This window comes from Streptomyces sp. AM6-12 (genome assembly GCF_044327085.1).
In the GTDB taxonomy this organism is placed as follows: domain Bacteria; phylum Actinomycetota; class Actinomycetes; order Streptomycetales; family Streptomycetaceae; genus Streptomyces.
On record NZ_JBIQWN010000001.1, the window covers coordinates 1,955,556 to 1,970,307 of the forward strand.

16 protein-coding genes and 1 pseudogene are annotated in these 14,752 nt (G+C 71.6%); 12 read left to right on the plus strand and 5 right to left on the minus strand.

Going from position 1 to position 14,752, the window contains the following annotated elements:
- Positions 1–265 precede the first annotated feature (265 nt).
- On the minus strand, positions 266–1,792 hold the full coding sequence (gene miaB / locus ACE4Q9_RS08675) for a tRNA (N6-isopentenyl adenosine(37)-C2)-methylthiotransferase MiaB (RefSeq protein WP_397983664.1): 1,527 nt from the start codon (positions 1,790–1,792) through the stop codon (positions 266–268).
- A gap of 241 nt (positions 1,793–2,033) precedes the next feature.
- On the opposite strand from miaB, the pseudogene ACE4Q9_RS08680 reads away from it, so the two are divergent.
- From ACE4Q9_RS08680 to ACE4Q9_RS08690, 3 genes and pseudogenes are all read left to right on the plus strand, one after another.
- A pseudogene (locus ACE4Q9_RS08680) lies at positions 2,034–2,144 on the plus strand (hypothetical protein); the annotation flags it as partial.
- 306 nt (positions 2,145–2,450) lie between these two features.
- Entirely contained in the window at positions 2,451–2,810 is a 360-nt protein-coding gene (locus tag ACE4Q9_RS08685) for a DUF6204 family protein (protein ID WP_397987155.1), read from the plus strand.
- Between the two features lie 78 nt (positions 2,811–2,888).
- Positions 2,889–3,329, plus strand: coding sequence for a MarR family winged helix-turn-helix transcriptional regulator (locus ACE4Q9_RS08690; protein ID WP_397983665.1), 441 nt, complete (start codon positions 2,889–2,891; stop codon positions 3,327–3,329).
- Between the two features lie 30 nt (positions 3,330–3,359).
- Here the strand turns inward: ACE4Q9_RS08690 and ACE4Q9_RS08695 are convergent, their stop codons facing one another.
- On the minus strand, positions 3,360–3,791 hold the full coding sequence (locus tag ACE4Q9_RS08695; RefSeq protein ID WP_397983666.1) for a MazG nucleotide pyrophosphohydrolase domain-containing protein: 432 nt from the start codon (positions 3,789–3,791) through the stop codon (positions 3,360–3,362).
- 174 nt (positions 3,792–3,965) lie between these two features.
- Between ACE4Q9_RS08695 and ACE4Q9_RS08700 the strand changes: the two genes are divergently transcribed.
- Complete coding sequence (locus ACE4Q9_RS08700) at positions 3,966–4,964, plus strand: TAXI family TRAP transporter solute-binding subunit (protein ID WP_397983667.1); 999 nt, start codon at positions 3,966–3,968, stop codon at positions 4,962–4,964.
- Here the strand turns inward: ACE4Q9_RS08700 and ACE4Q9_RS08705 are convergent.
- Both ACE4Q9_RS08705 and ACE4Q9_RS08710 read right to left on the minus strand, forming a co-directional pair.
- On the minus strand, positions 4,954–6,354 hold the full coding sequence (locus tag ACE4Q9_RS08705; RefSeq protein ID WP_397983668.1) for an ATP-binding protein: 1,401 nt from the start codon (positions 6,352–6,354) through the stop codon (positions 4,954–4,956). The two genes, ACE4Q9_RS08700 and ACE4Q9_RS08705, sit on opposite strands and share 11 nt — an antisense overlap.
- Before the next feature lie 10 nt (positions 6,355–6,364).
- Positions 6,365–7,051 (minus strand): response regulator transcription factor, encoded by a 687-nt coding sequence (locus ACE4Q9_RS08710; RefSeq protein WP_397983669.1) that lies wholly within the window; start codon positions 7,049–7,051, stop codon positions 6,365–6,367.
- A gap of 293 nt (positions 7,052–7,344) precedes the next feature.
- Here ACE4Q9_RS08710 and ACE4Q9_RS08715 point away from each other — a divergent pair, with 293 nt between their 5' ends.
- The 8 genes from ACE4Q9_RS08715 (at position 7,345) to ACE4Q9_RS08750 (ending at position 13,853) form a co-directional block, all read left to right on the plus strand.
- A complete protein-coding gene (locus ACE4Q9_RS08715; protein ID WP_397983670.1) occupies positions 7,345–8,121 on the plus strand; it encodes an amino acid ABC transporter ATP-binding protein in 777 nt (258 codons plus the stop codon).
- A gap of 82 nt (positions 8,122–8,203) precedes the next feature.
- Positions 8,204–9,034: a glutamate ABC transporter substrate-binding protein gene (locus ACE4Q9_RS08720; RefSeq protein WP_397983671.1), complete on the plus strand. Its 831-nt coding sequence runs from the start codon at positions 8,204–8,206 to the stop codon at positions 9,032–9,034.
- Between the two features lie 76 nt (positions 9,035–9,110).
- Positions 9,111–9,776: an amino acid ABC transporter permease gene (locus ACE4Q9_RS08725; RefSeq protein ID WP_397983672.1), complete on the plus strand. Its 666-nt coding sequence runs from the start codon at positions 9,111–9,113 to the stop codon at positions 9,774–9,776.
- Positions 9,773–10,708 carry an amino acid ABC transporter permease gene (locus ACE4Q9_RS08730; RefSeq protein WP_397983673.1) on the plus strand — a complete coding sequence of 312 codons (936 nt, stop codon included), beginning with the start codon at positions 9,773–9,775 and terminating at the stop codon, positions 10,706–10,708. The genes ACE4Q9_RS08725 and ACE4Q9_RS08730 overlap by 4 nt, the downstream gene beginning before the upstream one ends.
- 179 nt (positions 10,709–10,887) lie before the next feature.
- Positions 10,888–12,483 carry an FAD-dependent monooxygenase gene (locus tag ACE4Q9_RS08735; protein ID WP_397983674.1) on the plus strand — a complete coding sequence of 532 codons (1,596 nt, stop codon included), beginning with the start codon at positions 10,888–10,890 and terminating at the stop codon, positions 12,481–12,483.
- 298 nt (positions 12,484–12,781) lie between these two features.
- The gene (locus ACE4Q9_RS08740; RefSeq protein ID WP_309506048.1) at positions 12,782–12,829 is read left to right on the plus strand and encodes a hypothetical protein; all 48 of its coding nucleotides are present in this window, start codon (positions 12,782–12,784) and stop codon (positions 12,827–12,829) included.
- 68 nt (positions 12,830–12,897) lie between these two features.
- The gene (locus ACE4Q9_RS08745) at positions 12,898–13,443 is read left to right on the plus strand and encodes a cysteine dioxygenase (protein ID WP_397983675.1); all 546 of its coding nucleotides are present in this window, start codon (positions 12,898–12,900) and stop codon (positions 13,441–13,443) included.
- On the plus strand, positions 13,440–13,853 hold the full coding sequence (locus tag ACE4Q9_RS08750; protein WP_397983676.1) for a rhodanese-like domain-containing protein: 414 nt from the start codon (positions 13,440–13,442) through the stop codon (positions 13,851–13,853). Before ACE4Q9_RS08745 ends, ACE4Q9_RS08750 begins: the two co-directional genes overlap by 4 nt.
- An 85-nt stretch (positions 13,854–13,938) precedes the next feature.
- On the opposite strand, the gene recX is transcribed toward ACE4Q9_RS08750, so the two are convergent.
- Entirely contained in the window at positions 13,939–14,751 is an 813-nt protein-coding gene (recX, locus tag ACE4Q9_RS08755) for a recombination regulator RecX (RefSeq protein ID WP_397983677.1), read from the minus strand.
- Position 14,752: the final 1 nt, after the last annotated feature.

The following is a 14,752-nucleotide window of genomic DNA, read 5'->3' on the forward strand; positions in this document are numbered from 1 at the left end:
CCGCGGCGGGTGCGGGCAGCCCGGCTGACACCGCACACCTGCGCGCCCGGCGTCAGCCGCGCCTATGACCCGACCAGTGCGTCAGTCCCGTCTCATGGCCCGACCGGCGCGTCAGCCGCGTCTCATGGTCAGCCCGGCGTCAGCCGCGTCCCACCACCCGACCGACCGCCGGTTCCGAGCGGTGGTTCCGGGCGACGGCCCGAGCCGTCGGCCCACTCGACCGCGCACCCGCTGGTCACCCCGTCCGCACCCCTCGAGCGCCGCCTCAGTCGCAGCCGCACCCGCTCGCCGCCGCCGGCAGCGGCGCCGGAACGCCGACCTTCGGCAGGCCCAGCATCACGCCGGCCGGCTTGGCGGCCTCGGCGGCCGTGCGCTTCTCCCAGGCGTCGCCGGCGCGCGTGCGGCGCACGGCGAGGGCCGGCCCCTCGGCGAGGAGGTGGTGCGGGGCGGCGTACGTCACCTCGACGGTGACCACGTCACCGGGCCGTACCTCCTGTTCCGGCTTGGTGAAGTGGACCAGTCGGTTGTCGGGGGCGCGGCCGGAGAGGCGGTGCGTGGCGCCGTCCTTGCGGCCCTCGCCCTCCGCGACCATCAGCTCCAGCGTGCGGCCGACCTGCTTCTTGTTCTCCTCCCAGGAGATCTCCTCCTGGAGGGCGACCAGCCGCTCGTACCGCGCCTGGACGACCTCCTTGGGGATCTGGTCGTCCATGGTCGCGGCCGGGGTGCCGGGCCGCTTGGAGTACTGGAAGGTGAAGGCCTGCGCGAACCGCGCCTCGCGCACGACGTGCAGCGTCTCCTCGAAGTCCGCCTCTGTCTCGCCGGGGAAGCCCACGATGATGTCGGTGGTGATCGCCGCGTGCGGGATCGCGGCGCGCACCTTCTCGATGATCCCGAGGTACCGCTCCTGCCGGTAGGAGCGGCGCATCGCCTTCAGGACGGTGTCCGATCCTGACTGGAGCGGCATGTGCAGCTGGGGCATCACGTTCGGCGTCTCGGCCATGGCGGCGATGACGTCGTCGGTGAAGTCACGCGGGTGCGGGGAGGTGAAACGGACCCGCTCCAGGCCCTCGATCTTCCCGCAGGCGCGCAGCAGCTTGCTGAAGGCCTCGCGGTCGCCGATGTCGGAGCCGTACGCGTTGACGTTCTGGCCGAGCAGCGTGATCTCCGAGACGCCCTCGGCTACCAGCGCCTCGACCTCGGCGAGGATGTCTCCGGGCCGCCGGTCCTTCTCCTTGCCGCGCAGCGCGGGGACGATGCAGAAGGTGCAGGTGTTGTTGCAGCCGACGGAGATCGACACCCAGGCGGCGTACGCGCTCTCGCGCCGCGTCGGCAGCGTGGAGGGGAACGCCTCCAGCGACTCGGCGATCTCGACCTGCGCCTCCTCCTGGACGCGGGCGCGCTCCAGCAGCACCGGCAGCTTGCCGATGTTGTGCGTGCCGAAGACGACGTCGACCCAGGGTGCCTTGCGCACGATGGTGTCGCGGTCCTTCTGCGCGAGGCAGCCGCCGACCGCGATCTGCATGCCGGGCCGGGAGGCCTTGCGCGGCGCGAGCCGGCCGAGGTTGCCGTACAGCCGGTTGTCGGCGTTCTCCCGCACCGCGCACGTGTTGAAGACGACGACGTCCGCGTCGCCGTCGGCGTCCTCCGGCGCCCGCACGTACCCGGCCTCTTCCAGCAGTCCGGCCAATCGCTCGGAATCGTGGACGTTCATCTGGCACCCATAGGTGCGGATCTCGTAGCTCTTGGGTGCGGGCACGTCCACTGCGGGGCTCCGGTCGCTGCTGCTGGTCATGGCTCAAGGGTAGGCGGTCCGGGGGACGGCTTCGCCGCCCCGTTCACCGGGGCGCCCTTCCGGACTGGCCTCTTGGCGACACGTCCTCCGAGCCGCCTGAGCGGCACGCGCCCCCCGAGCCGCAGCGCGCCGTGCTGACCTTCGCCGCTGCCTGCCTGGTGCTCGTCGTGATCCCCGGCCCCGACCAGGCCCTGATGACCCGCAACGCGCTGGCCGGGGGGTGCGGGGCCGGCTGCTGACCATGCTCGGCGGGGTGCTCGGCCTGAACGTCCATGTCGCCGCGGCCTCGCTCGGCGTCTCCGCCCTGCTGCTGGCCTCCGCCACCGCCTTCGCCGTGCCGAAGGTGGTGGGGGCGGCCTACCTGGTCCGGATGGGCTTCGCGACCCTGCGCGGCGCCCGGCGGACTCTGCAGGACGGCACCCCGGACGACGGCGCCGAAGCCGGTACGGCACCCCGTGCGGGCCAGGGCCGCGTACGTGACCAGCGTGGACCGGCTCGGCCGGATACTGCGCCGACCGCGGGTGCGGGCCCGCGTCGAGCAGGTGACGGGGCTGCTGCTGATCGGTTTCGCGGCCCGACGCGCCCTTCAGTAACCCGCGTTGAGCCGGGCGGGAAAAGCCGGTGGAGAACCGCGCCCCGGCATGCCTATGGTCGGCGGATGAACACACGGACCTTCCGCGTCACCGTGCGCGGTGTCTTCGACGGCCTCACCGACGACCAGCGGGCCGCGCTGCTCGCCGAAGCCGCCGCCCATGACGTGCTGCACGCCGCCTTCACCCCCGAGGGCAGCCTGACCTACGACATCGCCGCCCGGCCGGCCTTCGTCTTCCGCTTCTCGGACACCGGGGAGGAAGAGGAGGACATCCTGGAGGCGACCGAGCGCGCCGAGACGGCGGCCGTGGCATGGCTGACCGAGCGTGGCTACGGCTTCAAGAACCTCCGCTCCTCCGCCGAGGACCTCTCCCAGGCCCCGTTGAGCAAACGCCAGCGCCGCGCGGCCCGTTCGCCCGGTACGTGACGCCTTCGCACACATCCACCCCCTAAACTTGACTACTCAAGGAAGTCGCAAGGAGCTGTTTCCGGATGGACACGGACCATGAGTGACGCCCTGGACGCGGCCCTGCGTCTGGTGCGGGCCCAGGCGGCGCTCGTACGGCGGTTCGACGCCCGGCTCGGCGGGCTGCACGGGGTGAGCCTCGCCGACTTCACCCTGCTGCTCCGGCTCGGACAGGCGACAGGCGGCCGGATGCGCCGCGTCGACCTCGCGGAGGCGCTGGGGCTGACGGCCTCCGGGGTCACCCGCGCGCTCGCTCCCCTGGAGCGGATCGGGCTGGTGACCAGGGAACCGGACGCGCGGGACGCGCGCGTGGCCTACGCCTCGCTGACCGGCACGGGCCGGACCCGCCTGACGGAGATGCTGGCCACGGCCGAGGAAACCGCCGAGGACCTCTTCACCGCCCCGGCCTGGCGAGAGGAGGAAATTCCCCTGCTCGCGAGCCTGTTGACCCGACTGGGCGGCACCGGCGCGCGGCCCTGAGCCGCGGCGGCGGCACCCTGGCCGAAGGGGCTACTGGGCGCCCGTACGCGTGGCGTCCTCCCGCGCCGCGGGTATCCAGCCCTGGCGGCGCAGGACCGACGACACGTCCGGTGCCCGGTAGTGCTCGCCCTTGAGGACCTTGCCGTCGGCGCGGCGGCTGACCTGTCCGTCCGGGCCGAGCTTGCTCATGTTGGCGCGGTGGATCTCGGCGATCACCTGGTCCAGGTCGATGCCGTGGACCAGGGCGGTGCCGTACGCGACGTACACCACGTCGGCCAGTTCGTGTGCCAGCTTGTCCAGCGGGCCGTCGACGGAGACCTCGCCGACCTCCGCGGCCTCTTCGGCGAGCATGTCCCAGCGATGGGCGGCCAGTTCGGGCGAGACCTCGGTGGGCGTGCTGCGGGCGTCCAGGCCGAAGGCGCGGTGGAACTCACGGACGAGATCGGCGGGCGAAGTGCTCATGCGTCGACTTTAACGGCCCCCACTGACAACGCCCGCCGCCCGACCGTCTCCTCCGGTCCTGGGCAGACCGTCCCCTCCGGCCCCGGACCGCCGACCGCCTTCCGCCCCCGCCTGCGGCCCACCTCACAGCCCCGGACCTGGTCAGTGTCGTACCTCGGATGGCAGGATCGCCGCATGTCCAAGCTGTTCGCGCGCGTCGGCAGGCGCCGGGCGCTGCCGGCCGTGGCCGCCGGTGCCGTCGTCCTCGGTCTGCTGCTGTGGTGGCTGCTGCCGCTGGGCGAGAAGCCGCCGGGCGGCACGATCGTCTTCAGCACCGGCACGCCCAAGGGCGTCTACCAGGAGTACGGTGAGCGGCTGCGCGCCGAACTGGCCAAGGACATGCCGGGCCTGAAGGTGAAGCTCCTCAACAGCGCGGGCTCCCAGGAGAACGTGCGGCGGGTGGCGACCGGGCAGGCCGACTTCACCATCGCGGCGGCCGACGCGGTGCAGACGTACCAGCTCGGGCACGGCAGCGGCGCACGGAACCTGCGCGGAGTGGCCCGGCTCTACGACGACTACGTGCATCTCGTCGTGCGCAGCGACTCGGACATCCACGGCATCGCCGATCTGCGGCACAAGCGGGTGGCGACCGGACTGCCCGACTCGGGCGTGAAGCTGATCGCCGACCGGGTGCTGCGGGCCGCCGGCATCGACCCGCGCACGGACATCACCCCCTCAGCCGACGGCATAGACACCGGGCCCGGCCGGCTGCAACAGGGCGCGATCGACGCGTTCTTCTGGTCGGGCGGCCTGCCCACCAAGGGACTGGTCACGCTGGCCAGGAAGGGCGCCTTCCGGTTCATCCCGATCGACGCCGACCTCGTCACCAAGCTGCACGCACAGGGCGAGGACACGCGCTACTACCGGGCCACCAACATGCCCGAGTCGGCGTATCCGGGCGTCCAGCACGGCGTCCAGGTGCCGACGGTCGCGGTGTCCAACCTGCTGATCACCCGCGCGGACATGGACCCCCGGCTCACCGAATGGGTGACCCGTACCGTGATCAAGAGCCGCGACGGCATCGGCGCCCATGTCCACTCCGCCCAGCTGGTCGACCTGCGCACCGCCATCTACACCGACCCCCTCCCGCTCCAGGAGGGCGCCCGCCGCTACTACCGCTCGGTCAAGCCCTGAACCTCGGCACCGACACCGTCACCCGCAGTCCCCGCGGCTCGTTGGGACCGTAGGCGATCGAGCCGCCGCCCGCCTCCAGGAGGGCGCGGGTGATGGACAGGCCGAGCCCGGACCCCTTGACGTTCTGGTGGCGGCCGCTGCGCCAGAACCGGTCGCCCACGCGCGCGAGTTCCTCCTCGGTGAGGCCGGGCCCGGTGTCGGTGACGACGACCCTGGAGGTGTCCCCTTCGGACGAGACGGAGACCCGCACGGCGCCGCCCTCGGGGGTGAACTTCACCGCGTTGTCGATCACCGCGTCCAGCGCGCTGGACAGGGTGATCGGGTCGGCCCAGCCGGTGGTGGCCGGGCAGTCGCCGGTCAGCCGGACCCCCTTGGCCTCGGCGGCCGGCGTCCAGGCGGCCAGCCGGTCCTCGGCGAGCGCGCCGATGTCGGTCAGGCTCAGATCGGCCTCGGCGTGCTCGGCGAGCGCCAGGTCGAGCAGGTCGTCCAGGACGTGAGCGAGGCGCTTGCCCTCGGTGCGCACCGAGGCGATCTCCGCGTTGTCCTCCGGGAGTTCGAGCGCGAGCAGTTCGATGCGCAGCAGCAGCGCGGACAGCGGGTTGCGCAGCTGGTGGGAGGCGTCCGCGACGAACGCGCGCTGCTGTTCGAGGACTTCCTCGACGTGGTCCGCCATCTCGTTGAACGAGTGGGCGAGGCGCCGGAGTTCCGGGGGTCCGCCGGCTGCCGCGACGCGGGATTTCAGCCGCCCGGTGGCGATGTCGTGGGTGGTGGCGTCCAGTACCCGTACGGGTCGCAGCACCCACCCGGTGAGCCGCAGTGCGGCGCCGACGGCGAGCAGCATGGCGGCGATCTCGCCGGCCCCGATGAGCAGCCAGCCGTGCAGGATGCGCCCGCGCAGCGGCCCGGTGGGCGAGTCGGTGACGACGACCGCGATCACGTCCCCGTCCCGGATCACCGGTGAGGCGACCACCAGCCGGCTGTCCCGCCAGGGCCATGCCTGCTGCGGGTCGTGGCTGCGCCGGCTGAGCAGCGCCTCGTCGAACGCCTCCCGCACCTCCCCCGCCGGCGGTACGAACCAGTCGCCGGGCGCGTTGGCCATGGCGGAGCCGTTGCGGTAGAAGACCCCGGCACGTATGCCGTAGACGTCGTAGTAGCTGTCGAGTTCGCTGCGCAGGGTCTCCCAGCGCTCGTCCGTGCCGGTGCGCTGGGAGCCGCCGGGGCCCTCGGTGACGAACTGGGCGAGCGCGGCGAAGCGTGCCGTGTCGTCGATCCGGTCGACCACGACCCGCTGCTGCTCGGACGCGGCCATGCTGACGGCGAGCGGGACGCCCAGGGCGAGGAGTACGGCCGCCATCAGAACGATGAGCAGCGGCAGCAGCCGTGTGCGCACGCGATCCCCGCTAGGTGGCCGGGGCGACGAGCCGGTAGCCGACGCCGCGGACGGTCTCGATGAGCGCGGGCAGCCGCAGCTTGGCGCGCAGCGAGGCGACGTGCACCTCCAGGGTGCGTCCGGTGCCCTCCCAACTGGTCTGCCAGACCTCGCTGATGATCTGCTCCCGCCGGAAGACCACTCCGGGGCGCTGGGCGAGCAGCGCCAGCAGGTCGAACTCTTTGCGGGTGAGCTGGACGACCGCGCCGTCCACGCTGACCTGGCGGGTGGGCAGTTCGATGCGCACCGGGCCGAGGTGCAGCAGGTCGTCGCCGGCCTGGGCGGGGTCCTCGTGGGCGGTGCGCCGGCTGACGGCGTGGATCCGGGCGAGCAGTTCCCCGGTGTCGTACGGCTTCACCACGTAGTCGTCGGCGCCCAGGTTGAGCCCGTGTATGCGGGAGCGGACGTCGGAGCGGGCGGTGACCATGATCACCGGGGTGCCGGTGCGTTTGCGGATCTTGCCGCAGACCTCGTAGCCGTCCTGGTCGGGCAGGCCCAGGTCGAGCAGGACCACGCCGAAGCCGTCGCTCTCGGGGACGAGGGCGCGCAGGGCCTCCTCGCCGTTGCGCGCGTGGGTGACATCGAAACCGTGCCTGGTCAGCACGGCGGAGAGGGCCGCGGCGACGTGGTTGTCGTCCTCGACGAGCAGCAGTCTCATTCCGGCCCCCTCCGGTTCAGTGGTCGTACGGACATCGTTTATCCGCCTTGCAGATCATGCGCCCGCACGCGGGCACCATGGCAGTGACGCCGATGGAGCAGGACGTCGTCAAGTGGCTCCCGGTTGCCCGTGGCTTCCGTTATGCGGCCGATACGCATCCTGACGGGTGCCGCTACGAGATGTGCACGGCGGCTACCGGATCGTGATGCTCAGATCTCCCTCAGATGTGATGACGCAGGTCACAGGCCGTCATTACTGTCCTCCGAAACCGAGGAGGACGGAGCCGTGAAGCGATGACCGAAGTATCGGTGGCCAAGGAGGACAAGGCCGCGTCCGACGAACTGGTCGTCCTGAGCAGCGTCAACAAGCACTTCGGCGCGTTGCACGTGCTCCAGGACATCGACCTGACGATCGACCGTGGCGAGGTCGTGGTCGTCATCGGGCCCTCCGGGTCCGGGAAGTCGACTCTGTGCCGCACCATCAACCGCCTGGAGACGATCGACTCGGGCACCATCACGATCGACGGCAAGCCCCTGCCGCACGAGGGCCGGGAGCTGGCGCGGCTGCGCGCCGACGTCGGGATGGTCTTCCAGTCCTTCAACCTCTTCGCGCACAAGACCGTGCTCGAGAACGTGGTGCTGGGTCAGGTCAAGGTCCGCAAGGCCGACAAGAAGCAGGCCGAGGAGAAGGCGCGGGCCCTGCTCGACCGGGTCGGTGTGGGCACCCAGGCCGACAAGTACCCCGCTCAGCTGTCCGGCGGTCAGCAGCAGCGTGTCGCCATCGCGCGGGCGCTGGCGATGGACCCGAAGATCATGCTGTTCGACGAGCCGACCTCGGCCCTCGACCCCGAGATGATCAACGAGGTCCTGGACGTCATGCGGCAACTCGCCCGTGAGGGCATGACGATGGTCGTCGTCACCCACGAGATGGGCTTCGCGCGGTCGGCCGCGCATCGTGTGGTCTTCATGGCCGACGGCCGGATCGTCGAGGAAGCCGCGCCCGAGCAGTTCTTCAGCAACCCGCGCAGCGACCGGGCCAAGGACTTCCTGTCCAAGATCCTGCACCACTGAGGCCGCGGGCGGCCGTCGCAGGCGCCCAGGGGTCGAATTCTCCGACGGGCCTCGTCCCTCACCACTTCGAAGGATGTTCAGCATGCAGCTCCGCAAGGTCACCGCCGCCTCGGCCGCCGTCCTCGCCCTCGGTCTCGCCGCCACCGCGTGCGGCGGTGGCAAGGACGACAACGGATCCTCCGGCGGCAAGAAGATCGCCATCGGCATCAAGTTCGACCAGCCCGGTCTCGGCCAGCAGACGCCCCAGGGCTACGCGGGTTTCGATGTCGACGTGGCCACCTATGTCGCCAGGAAGCTCGGCTACGGCCCCGACCAGATCGAGTGGAAGCAGTCCAAGAGCGCGGACCGCGAGACCATGCTCCAGCGCGGTGACGTCCAGTTCATCGCCGCCACGTACTCGATCACCCCCGAGCGCGAGCAGAAGGTCGACTTCGCCGGCCCGTACCTGCTGGCACACCAGGACGTGCTGCTGCGCGCCGACGAGACGGCCATCAAGGCGCCGAAGGACCTTAACGGCAAGAAGCTGTGTTCGGTCTCCGGCTCGACCTCGGCCCAGAACCTCAAGGCCAAGCTGAACCTCAAGACCGACCTGGTGACCTACCCGACCTACTCGGCCTGTCTCTCGGGTCTCCAGAGCGGCGCCATCGACGCCCTCACCACGGACGACTCGATCCTCGCCGGTTACGCCGCCCAGGCCCAGTTCAAGGGCAAGTTCAAGCTCGGCGGCTTCAAGATGACCAATGAGAACTACGGGATCGGCGTCAAGAAGGGCAGCGACCTCAAGGCGAAGATCAACAAGGCCCTCCAGTCCATGGTCTCCGACGGCTCCTGGGCCGCGGCCGTGAAGAAGAACTTCGGCCCGGCCGACTACAAGAACGAGCCCGCGCCGAAGATCGGCGACGTCAAGAGCTGAGGCAACGCCCTGCCGGTGCGCCGCCGCCCACGGCGGCGCACCGTGGGCATCCCTACACGCGGAAGCGCGGGAGATCGTGTTCGACTTTCTTGGACATTACGACGTACTGGGCGCCTTCTGGACGACGGTGCAGCTCACCCTGCTGTCGGCCGTGGGCTCCCTGGTCTGGGGCACTCTGCTGGCCGCCATGCGGGTGGGCCCGGTACCGCTGATGCGCGGTTTCGGCACCGCCTACGTGAACATCGTGCGGAACATCCCGCTCACGGTGATCATCCTGTTCTCCTCGCTCGGTCTGAACCAGACGCTGGGCATCAGCCTGGGCGCCAAGGGCTTCGACGCGATCAACTTCCGGCTGGCCGTGCTCGGTCTGATCGTCTACACCTCGGCCTTCGTGTGCGAGGCGATCCGGGCCGGCATCAACACGGTGCCGGTCGGCCAGGCGGAGGCCGCCCGGGCCATCGGCCTCAGCTTCTCCCAGGTGCTGGGCCTGGTCGTGCTCCCGCAGGCGTTCCGCGCGACCGTCGGACCGCTGACCAACGTACTGATCGCGCTGACGAAGAACACGACGGTGGCCGCCGCGATCAACGTGGCGGAGGCGGCCCTGCTGATGAAGAAGATGATCGAGAACGAGGCGCAGCTGATGTCGATCTCGGCGGTCATCGCCTTCGGCTTCGTCTGCCTGACCCTGCCGACCGGCCTGATCCTCGGCTGGGTGGGCAAGAAGGTGGCGGTGAAGCGATGACTTCCGTCCTGTACGACACTCCGGGACCGCGCGCCAAGCGGCGCAACGTCCTGTACACGGCGGCCTTCCTGGTCGTCCTCGCGGCCCTCGTCTGGTGGGTTTACAGCGCCCTGAGCGACAAAGGCCAGCTGAACTGGGCGCTGTGGAAGCCGTTCTTCTCCGGCTCCGAGGCGTACAGCACGTACATCTGGCCGGGTCTCCAGAAGACCCTGGAGGCGGCGGCGCTGGCGATGGTCATCGCGCTTCCGCTGGGCGCGGTCCTCGGCATCGCCCGGCTCTCGGACCACACCTGGGTGCGCGTGATCGCCGCGGTCGTGGTCGAGTTCTTCCGCGCGATCCCCGTACTGGTCCTGATGATCTTCGGGCTCGCGCTGTTCGCCCAGTACACCGGCGTCAGTTCGGACGACCGGCCGTTCTACGCGGTCGTCACCGGCCTGGTGCTGTACAACGCGTCGGTGCTCGCCGAGATCGTCCGCGCGGGCATCCTCTCGCTGCCCAAGGGCCAGTCCGAGGCGTCCCTGGCGATCGGTCTGCGCAAGGGCCAGATGATGCGGCTGGTGCTGCTGCCGCAGTCGGTCACCGTGATGCTCCCGGCGATCGTCAGCCAGTTGGTGGTCATCGTGAAGGACACCGCCCTCGGCGGCGCGGTCCTCACCTTCCCCGAACTGCTGAACTCGGCCAACACGATGAGCGGCTACTACGGCAACTTCATCGCCTCGCTCACCGTCGTGGCCGTGATCTACGTGCTCATCAACTTCTCGCTGACCTCCTTCGCGCACTGGCTGGAGGGCCGGCTGCGGCGGGGCAGGAAGTCGGCCGGCGCGGTGCTGGGTGCGCAGGACGTGGCGGACATCGCGGGTACGGCGGCGACCGGCGCGGATCCGGCCGGATCCGTCTCCGGTATCGATGACATCACCGGCACCAAGAAATGACGATCATTTAATTTGCACGATTCGGCCGGGGGCAGTGGCATGATCGCCACTGCCCCCGAGGGTCACTTGACGCATACTCCCCCAATGGGTTGCATACCTTTTGTGATCGTGCACCCGGCCTCACCTTGCTGTTCACCCATCGCCACCGAGGCATCACCGCGGACAGGGGGCGTCGCGCCGTGGACCCGGTGATCATCGTCGGAGCGGGGCCCGTCGGGCTCACGCTCGCCCTGGCGCTGGCCCGCCAGGAGGTGCCGTCCGTCGTCCTGGACGAGGGACCCGGCAAGGAGGAAGCCCGGCCGGCGCGCACCGTCGTGCTGCGCGAGGACACCGCCGCGCTGCTGGAACGGCTGACCGGGGCGGCCCTCGACCACCACGGCGTGCGCTGGACCGGCTGGCGTTCGCTGCGCCGCCGGCAGGTGGTGGGCGAGATCGCCTTCGCCCCGGACGAGCCCGCCCCGGTGCACATCGCCCAGCATGTGATCACCGGCCTGCTGCGGTCGGCCGCCGCCGGCCAGCCGCTGGTGGAGATCGCCACCGACAGCCGGCTGGACGCGATCGAGCAAGAGCCCTCCGGCGTCACCGCGCACACCCGTGGCCCCAAGGGCACCTGGTGGCGCGGGAGTTACCTGGTGGGCTGCGACGGCACCCGCTCGACCGTGCGCAAACTCCAGGACATCCGCTTTCCCGGCCGTACGGCGGTGGAGCGGCACGCGGTCGCCGCGCTGCGCACGGAACTCCCCGGGGAGGGGCAGGCGTTGCTGCACCGGGTGCCGCCATGGCGGTCGTCCGGGCCCTTCGCCGGGGAGGTGACCGCGCGCCCCCTCCCGGACGGCGCCTGGCGCCTGGACTGGCTGCTGCCGCCGGGCAAGGACCTGGTCACGCCCGAACTGCTGGTGGCCCGCATCCGCGAGACCCTCGCGGGCTGGACCGACGGCTCCACACCGCCGTACGAACTGCTGGACACCGGCGTCCACACCGTGCACCACCGGCTGGCCCGGCGGTGGCGCGACGGCCGGGTCTTCCTCGCCGGCGACGCGGCGCACCTGCTCGGCGCGCTGGGCACGCAGGGGCTCGACGAGGGGCTGCGGGACGCCGACAACCTCTCCTGGAAACTGGCCGCCGCCTGGCACCACGGGCCGCACGAGGCGCTGCTCGACAGCTACCAGGCCGAGCGGCGCGCGGTGGTCGCCGCCCGGCTGCGCGCCGCCGACCAGGCACTGCCGGGGCTGCGCGGCGGGGGCGCGCTGCGGCAGATCGTGCCCGGTACGGCCCGCGGCCACGACGCGCTCCTCACCGACGGCCACCTGGGCCGCGGGGCGCTCGGCGCGCCGGGGGCGTACACGGAGTCCCCCCTTACGCCCGGCCGCCTCCAGGGTGAGATCCCGGTGGACACCGGGCCCGGCGCCCCGGTGACCGACGTCCGTGTCACGGCGGAGGACGGCTCCTTCGTCCGCCTCCGCGACCGCCTCGGCCGCGGTTCACTGCTCGTCGTGCTGATCGCTCCCGGCACCGGTGTCTGGGACCGCAAGCACTGGGTGTCCGCGGGGGTGATGCCCCGGCTGGCCGCCGCGGTGACGGCGCTGCCGCACCCCGCCGAGCTGCTGGTCGCCGAGGCGTATCCGGGCGCCCCGGCCCACAGCGTCCTCCTCGTCCGCCCCGACGGCCACCTGGTCACCACCTTCAACGGCGTCCGCCCCGCCGACCTCTACTCGGCAGCGGAGGCGACGGTGGGCGGAGTGGTGCGGGAGGGGGTGGAGGCGGGGGTGGGGTGATGGGGGGCCGGGGGCTGCCGGGGTGGGGGCTCGGGGGCGCTTTGATGAGGCTGAAGTCCGCCCAGGATGCGCGCTGGATGGCAGGGTGAGGCAGGGGCGTGGGGAGGTGAACTCGGTGGTGTGCGGGACGCCGGAGCCGCTGCCGTTCGTTTGCTCGCTCCCCCTCGCTCCCCCGCGCTCGCTCCCCCGCGCCGTCACCCTCCGTCCACATCGTGACCGTCTGTTGACCGGGTTTTCGGTGGCGTGCTGTACTCCCGTCGTGACCGACACCTGTGTGCGCCTGTGGCGGAGGGTCCATATGGACCTCGTCCGCTACGCGGGCTGTGTGTGTCGGCCGTCCTGCTGAATTCGCATCCCCTTTCCTCCGGGCGCCGTCGTGCGCCCGTTCCGCGAACCCTCTTCAGGACGGTGCACGTGTCCCTCTCGTCTGCCTCGACGTCTCCTTCGGCGTCCCCCGCCGCCGGCTCCGCGCCGACCCAGGCGGACCTCCTCGCGTTCGTACGGCGCACGGCGGCCGACGCCGAACTGCTCGCCTCTCTCCCGCTCGATCCGGAGGGCCGCACCTGGGTGCGGCTGGAGGGGCCCGGCGGCAGCGAGGCCTGGCTGATCGGCTGGCCGCCCGGTGCCGGCACCGGGTGGCACGACCACGCCGAATCCGTCGGCGCCTTCCTCACCGCCTCGGGCGAGCTCAAGGAGAACTCGCTCGCCGCCCGGCTGCCCACCGACGGCTGGAAGACCCTGGAACTCACCGAGGGCGTGGACCGCGAACGCCGGCTGCCCGCCGGACAGGGCCGCGCCTTCGGCCGCCACCATGTGCACGAGGTCCTCAACGAGTCCCCCGACCGACACGCGATCTCCGTCCACGCCTACTACCCGCCGCTCCCCCGCATCCGCCGCTACAGTCGCTCGGGCCAGGTGCTGCGCCTGGAGCAGGTCGAACGCCCGGAGGACTGGCAGTGAGCGCCGCCCCGCACCCCCACCCGGTCGGCATCGACGCGTTGCTGGAGCGGGTCCGCACCGGCTACCGGCGCATCGAGGCGCGGGAGGCGTACGACACGGCGCGCACTGGTGAGGCTCTGCTGGTCGACATCCGGTACGCGGCCCTGCGCGAGCGGGACGGGCTGATCCCCGGCGCCGTCGTCGTCGAGCGCAACGAACTGGAGTGGCGCCTCGACCCGCAGGGCAGCCACCGCCTCCCCGAGGCCACGAGCCACGATCTGCGCATCGTGGTGATCTGCAACGAGGGCTACGCCTCCTCCCTCGCCGCGGTCTCCCTCCACCAACTCGGCCTGCACCGGGCCACCGACCTGGTGGGCGGCTTCCAGTCCTGGCGCTCGACCGGTCTGCCGGTGACCCTGCCGGGGGCGTGACGACCGGCGCCCCTGGCAGGTCGACCCGGCACTGAACGCGCTGAGCACGGCGAACGCGACACCGCCGCCGACAGTGCCAGCGCGTTCAGAAGTCGGACGTCTCGCCGAGGAAGTCCGTGTCCTCGCCCTCTTCCTCCAGGGCGCGGCGGACGATGCGCAGGGACATGCCCTCGGAGTAGCCCTTGCGGGCGAGCATGCCGGCGAGGCGGCGGATGCGCTTGTCGCGGTCCAGACCCCAAGTGGCGCGCAGCTTGCGGGCGACGAGTTCCCGGGCGGTCTCCTCCTCCTGGTCGGAGTCGAGCCGTCCGACGGCCTCCTCGATCAGCGCCGAGTCGACCCCCTTGGTGCGCAGCTCCCGTGCGAGGGCCCGCCGGGCCAGCCCCCGGCCGTGGTGCCGGGACTCCACCCAGGCGTCCGCGAACGCGCCGTCGTCGATCAGCCCGACCTCCTCGAACCGCGACAGCACCTCCTCGGCCACGTCCTCGGGGATCTCCCGCTTGCGCAGGGCGTCCGCGAGCTGCTTGCGGGTGCGTGGGGTCCCGGTGAGCAGGCGCAGACAGATCGCCCGTGCCCGCTCAGCCGGGTCCCCTGAAGACTCCCCCTGCTCGGCCCTCGACGAGGAGGGGGTGCCTTCGTCCTCACCGGGCGGCTCCCCGAAGCCGCGCCGTCGGCGGCCGCGCCCCCGGCGACCGGTCGAGCCGCCCCCGTGCGGCTCGCCGCCCCCTTCGCCCGGCCAGGCACCGTCTCCGTACCCGCCCACCCCGTATCCGCCGTCTCCACCGGTCGCGTACGCGTCGTCACCGCCCGGAGCAGGGGCCGGCCAGCCCCCGGTGCCCCTCCCCCGTGAGGCACCGGGGGTGGCGTGCTCGTACTCGGACCAGTCGGTTCGTCGTGTCACG

What these genes read in the sequence shown, in the direction of transcription:
- ACE4Q9_RS08715 (WP_397983670.1), top strand. Translation starts at nt 7,345, where the DNA reads ATGACCGAAGTATCGGTGGCCAAGGAGGACAAGGCCGCGTCCGACGAA.
- ACE4Q9_RS08700 (WP_397983667.1), top strand. Translation starts at nt 3,966, where the DNA reads ATGTCCAAGCTGTTCGCGCGCGTCGGCAGGCGCCGGGCGCTGCCGGCC.
- ACE4Q9_RS08685 (WP_397987155.1), top strand. Translation starts at nt 2,451, where the DNA reads ATGAACACACGGACCTTCCGCGTCACCGTGCGCGGTGTCTTCGACGGC.
- ACE4Q9_RS08720 (WP_397983671.1), top strand. Translation starts at nt 8,204, where the DNA reads ATGCAGCTCCGCAAGGTCACCGCCGCCTCGGCCGCCGTCCTCGCCCTC.
- ACE4Q9_RS08730 (WP_397983673.1), top strand. Translation starts at nt 9,773, where the DNA reads ATGACTTCCGTCCTGTACGACACTCCGGGACCGCGCGCCAAGCGGCGC.
- ACE4Q9_RS08710 (WP_397983669.1), bottom strand. Translation starts at nt 7,051, where the DNA reads ATGAGACTGCTGCTCGTCGAGGACGACAACCACGTCGCCGCGGCCCTC.
- ACE4Q9_RS08695 (WP_397983666.1), bottom strand. Translation starts at nt 3,791, where the DNA reads ATGAGCACTTCGCCCGCCGATCTCGTCCGTGAGTTCCACCGCGCCTTC.
- ACE4Q9_RS08690 (WP_397983665.1), top strand. Translation starts at nt 2,889, where the DNA reads ATGAGTGACGCCCTGGACGCGGCCCTGCGTCTGGTGCGGGCCCAGGCG.
- miaB (WP_397983664.1), bottom strand. Translation starts at nt 1,792, where the DNA reads ATGACCAGCAGCAGCGACCGGAGCCCCGCAGTGGACGTGCCCGCACCC.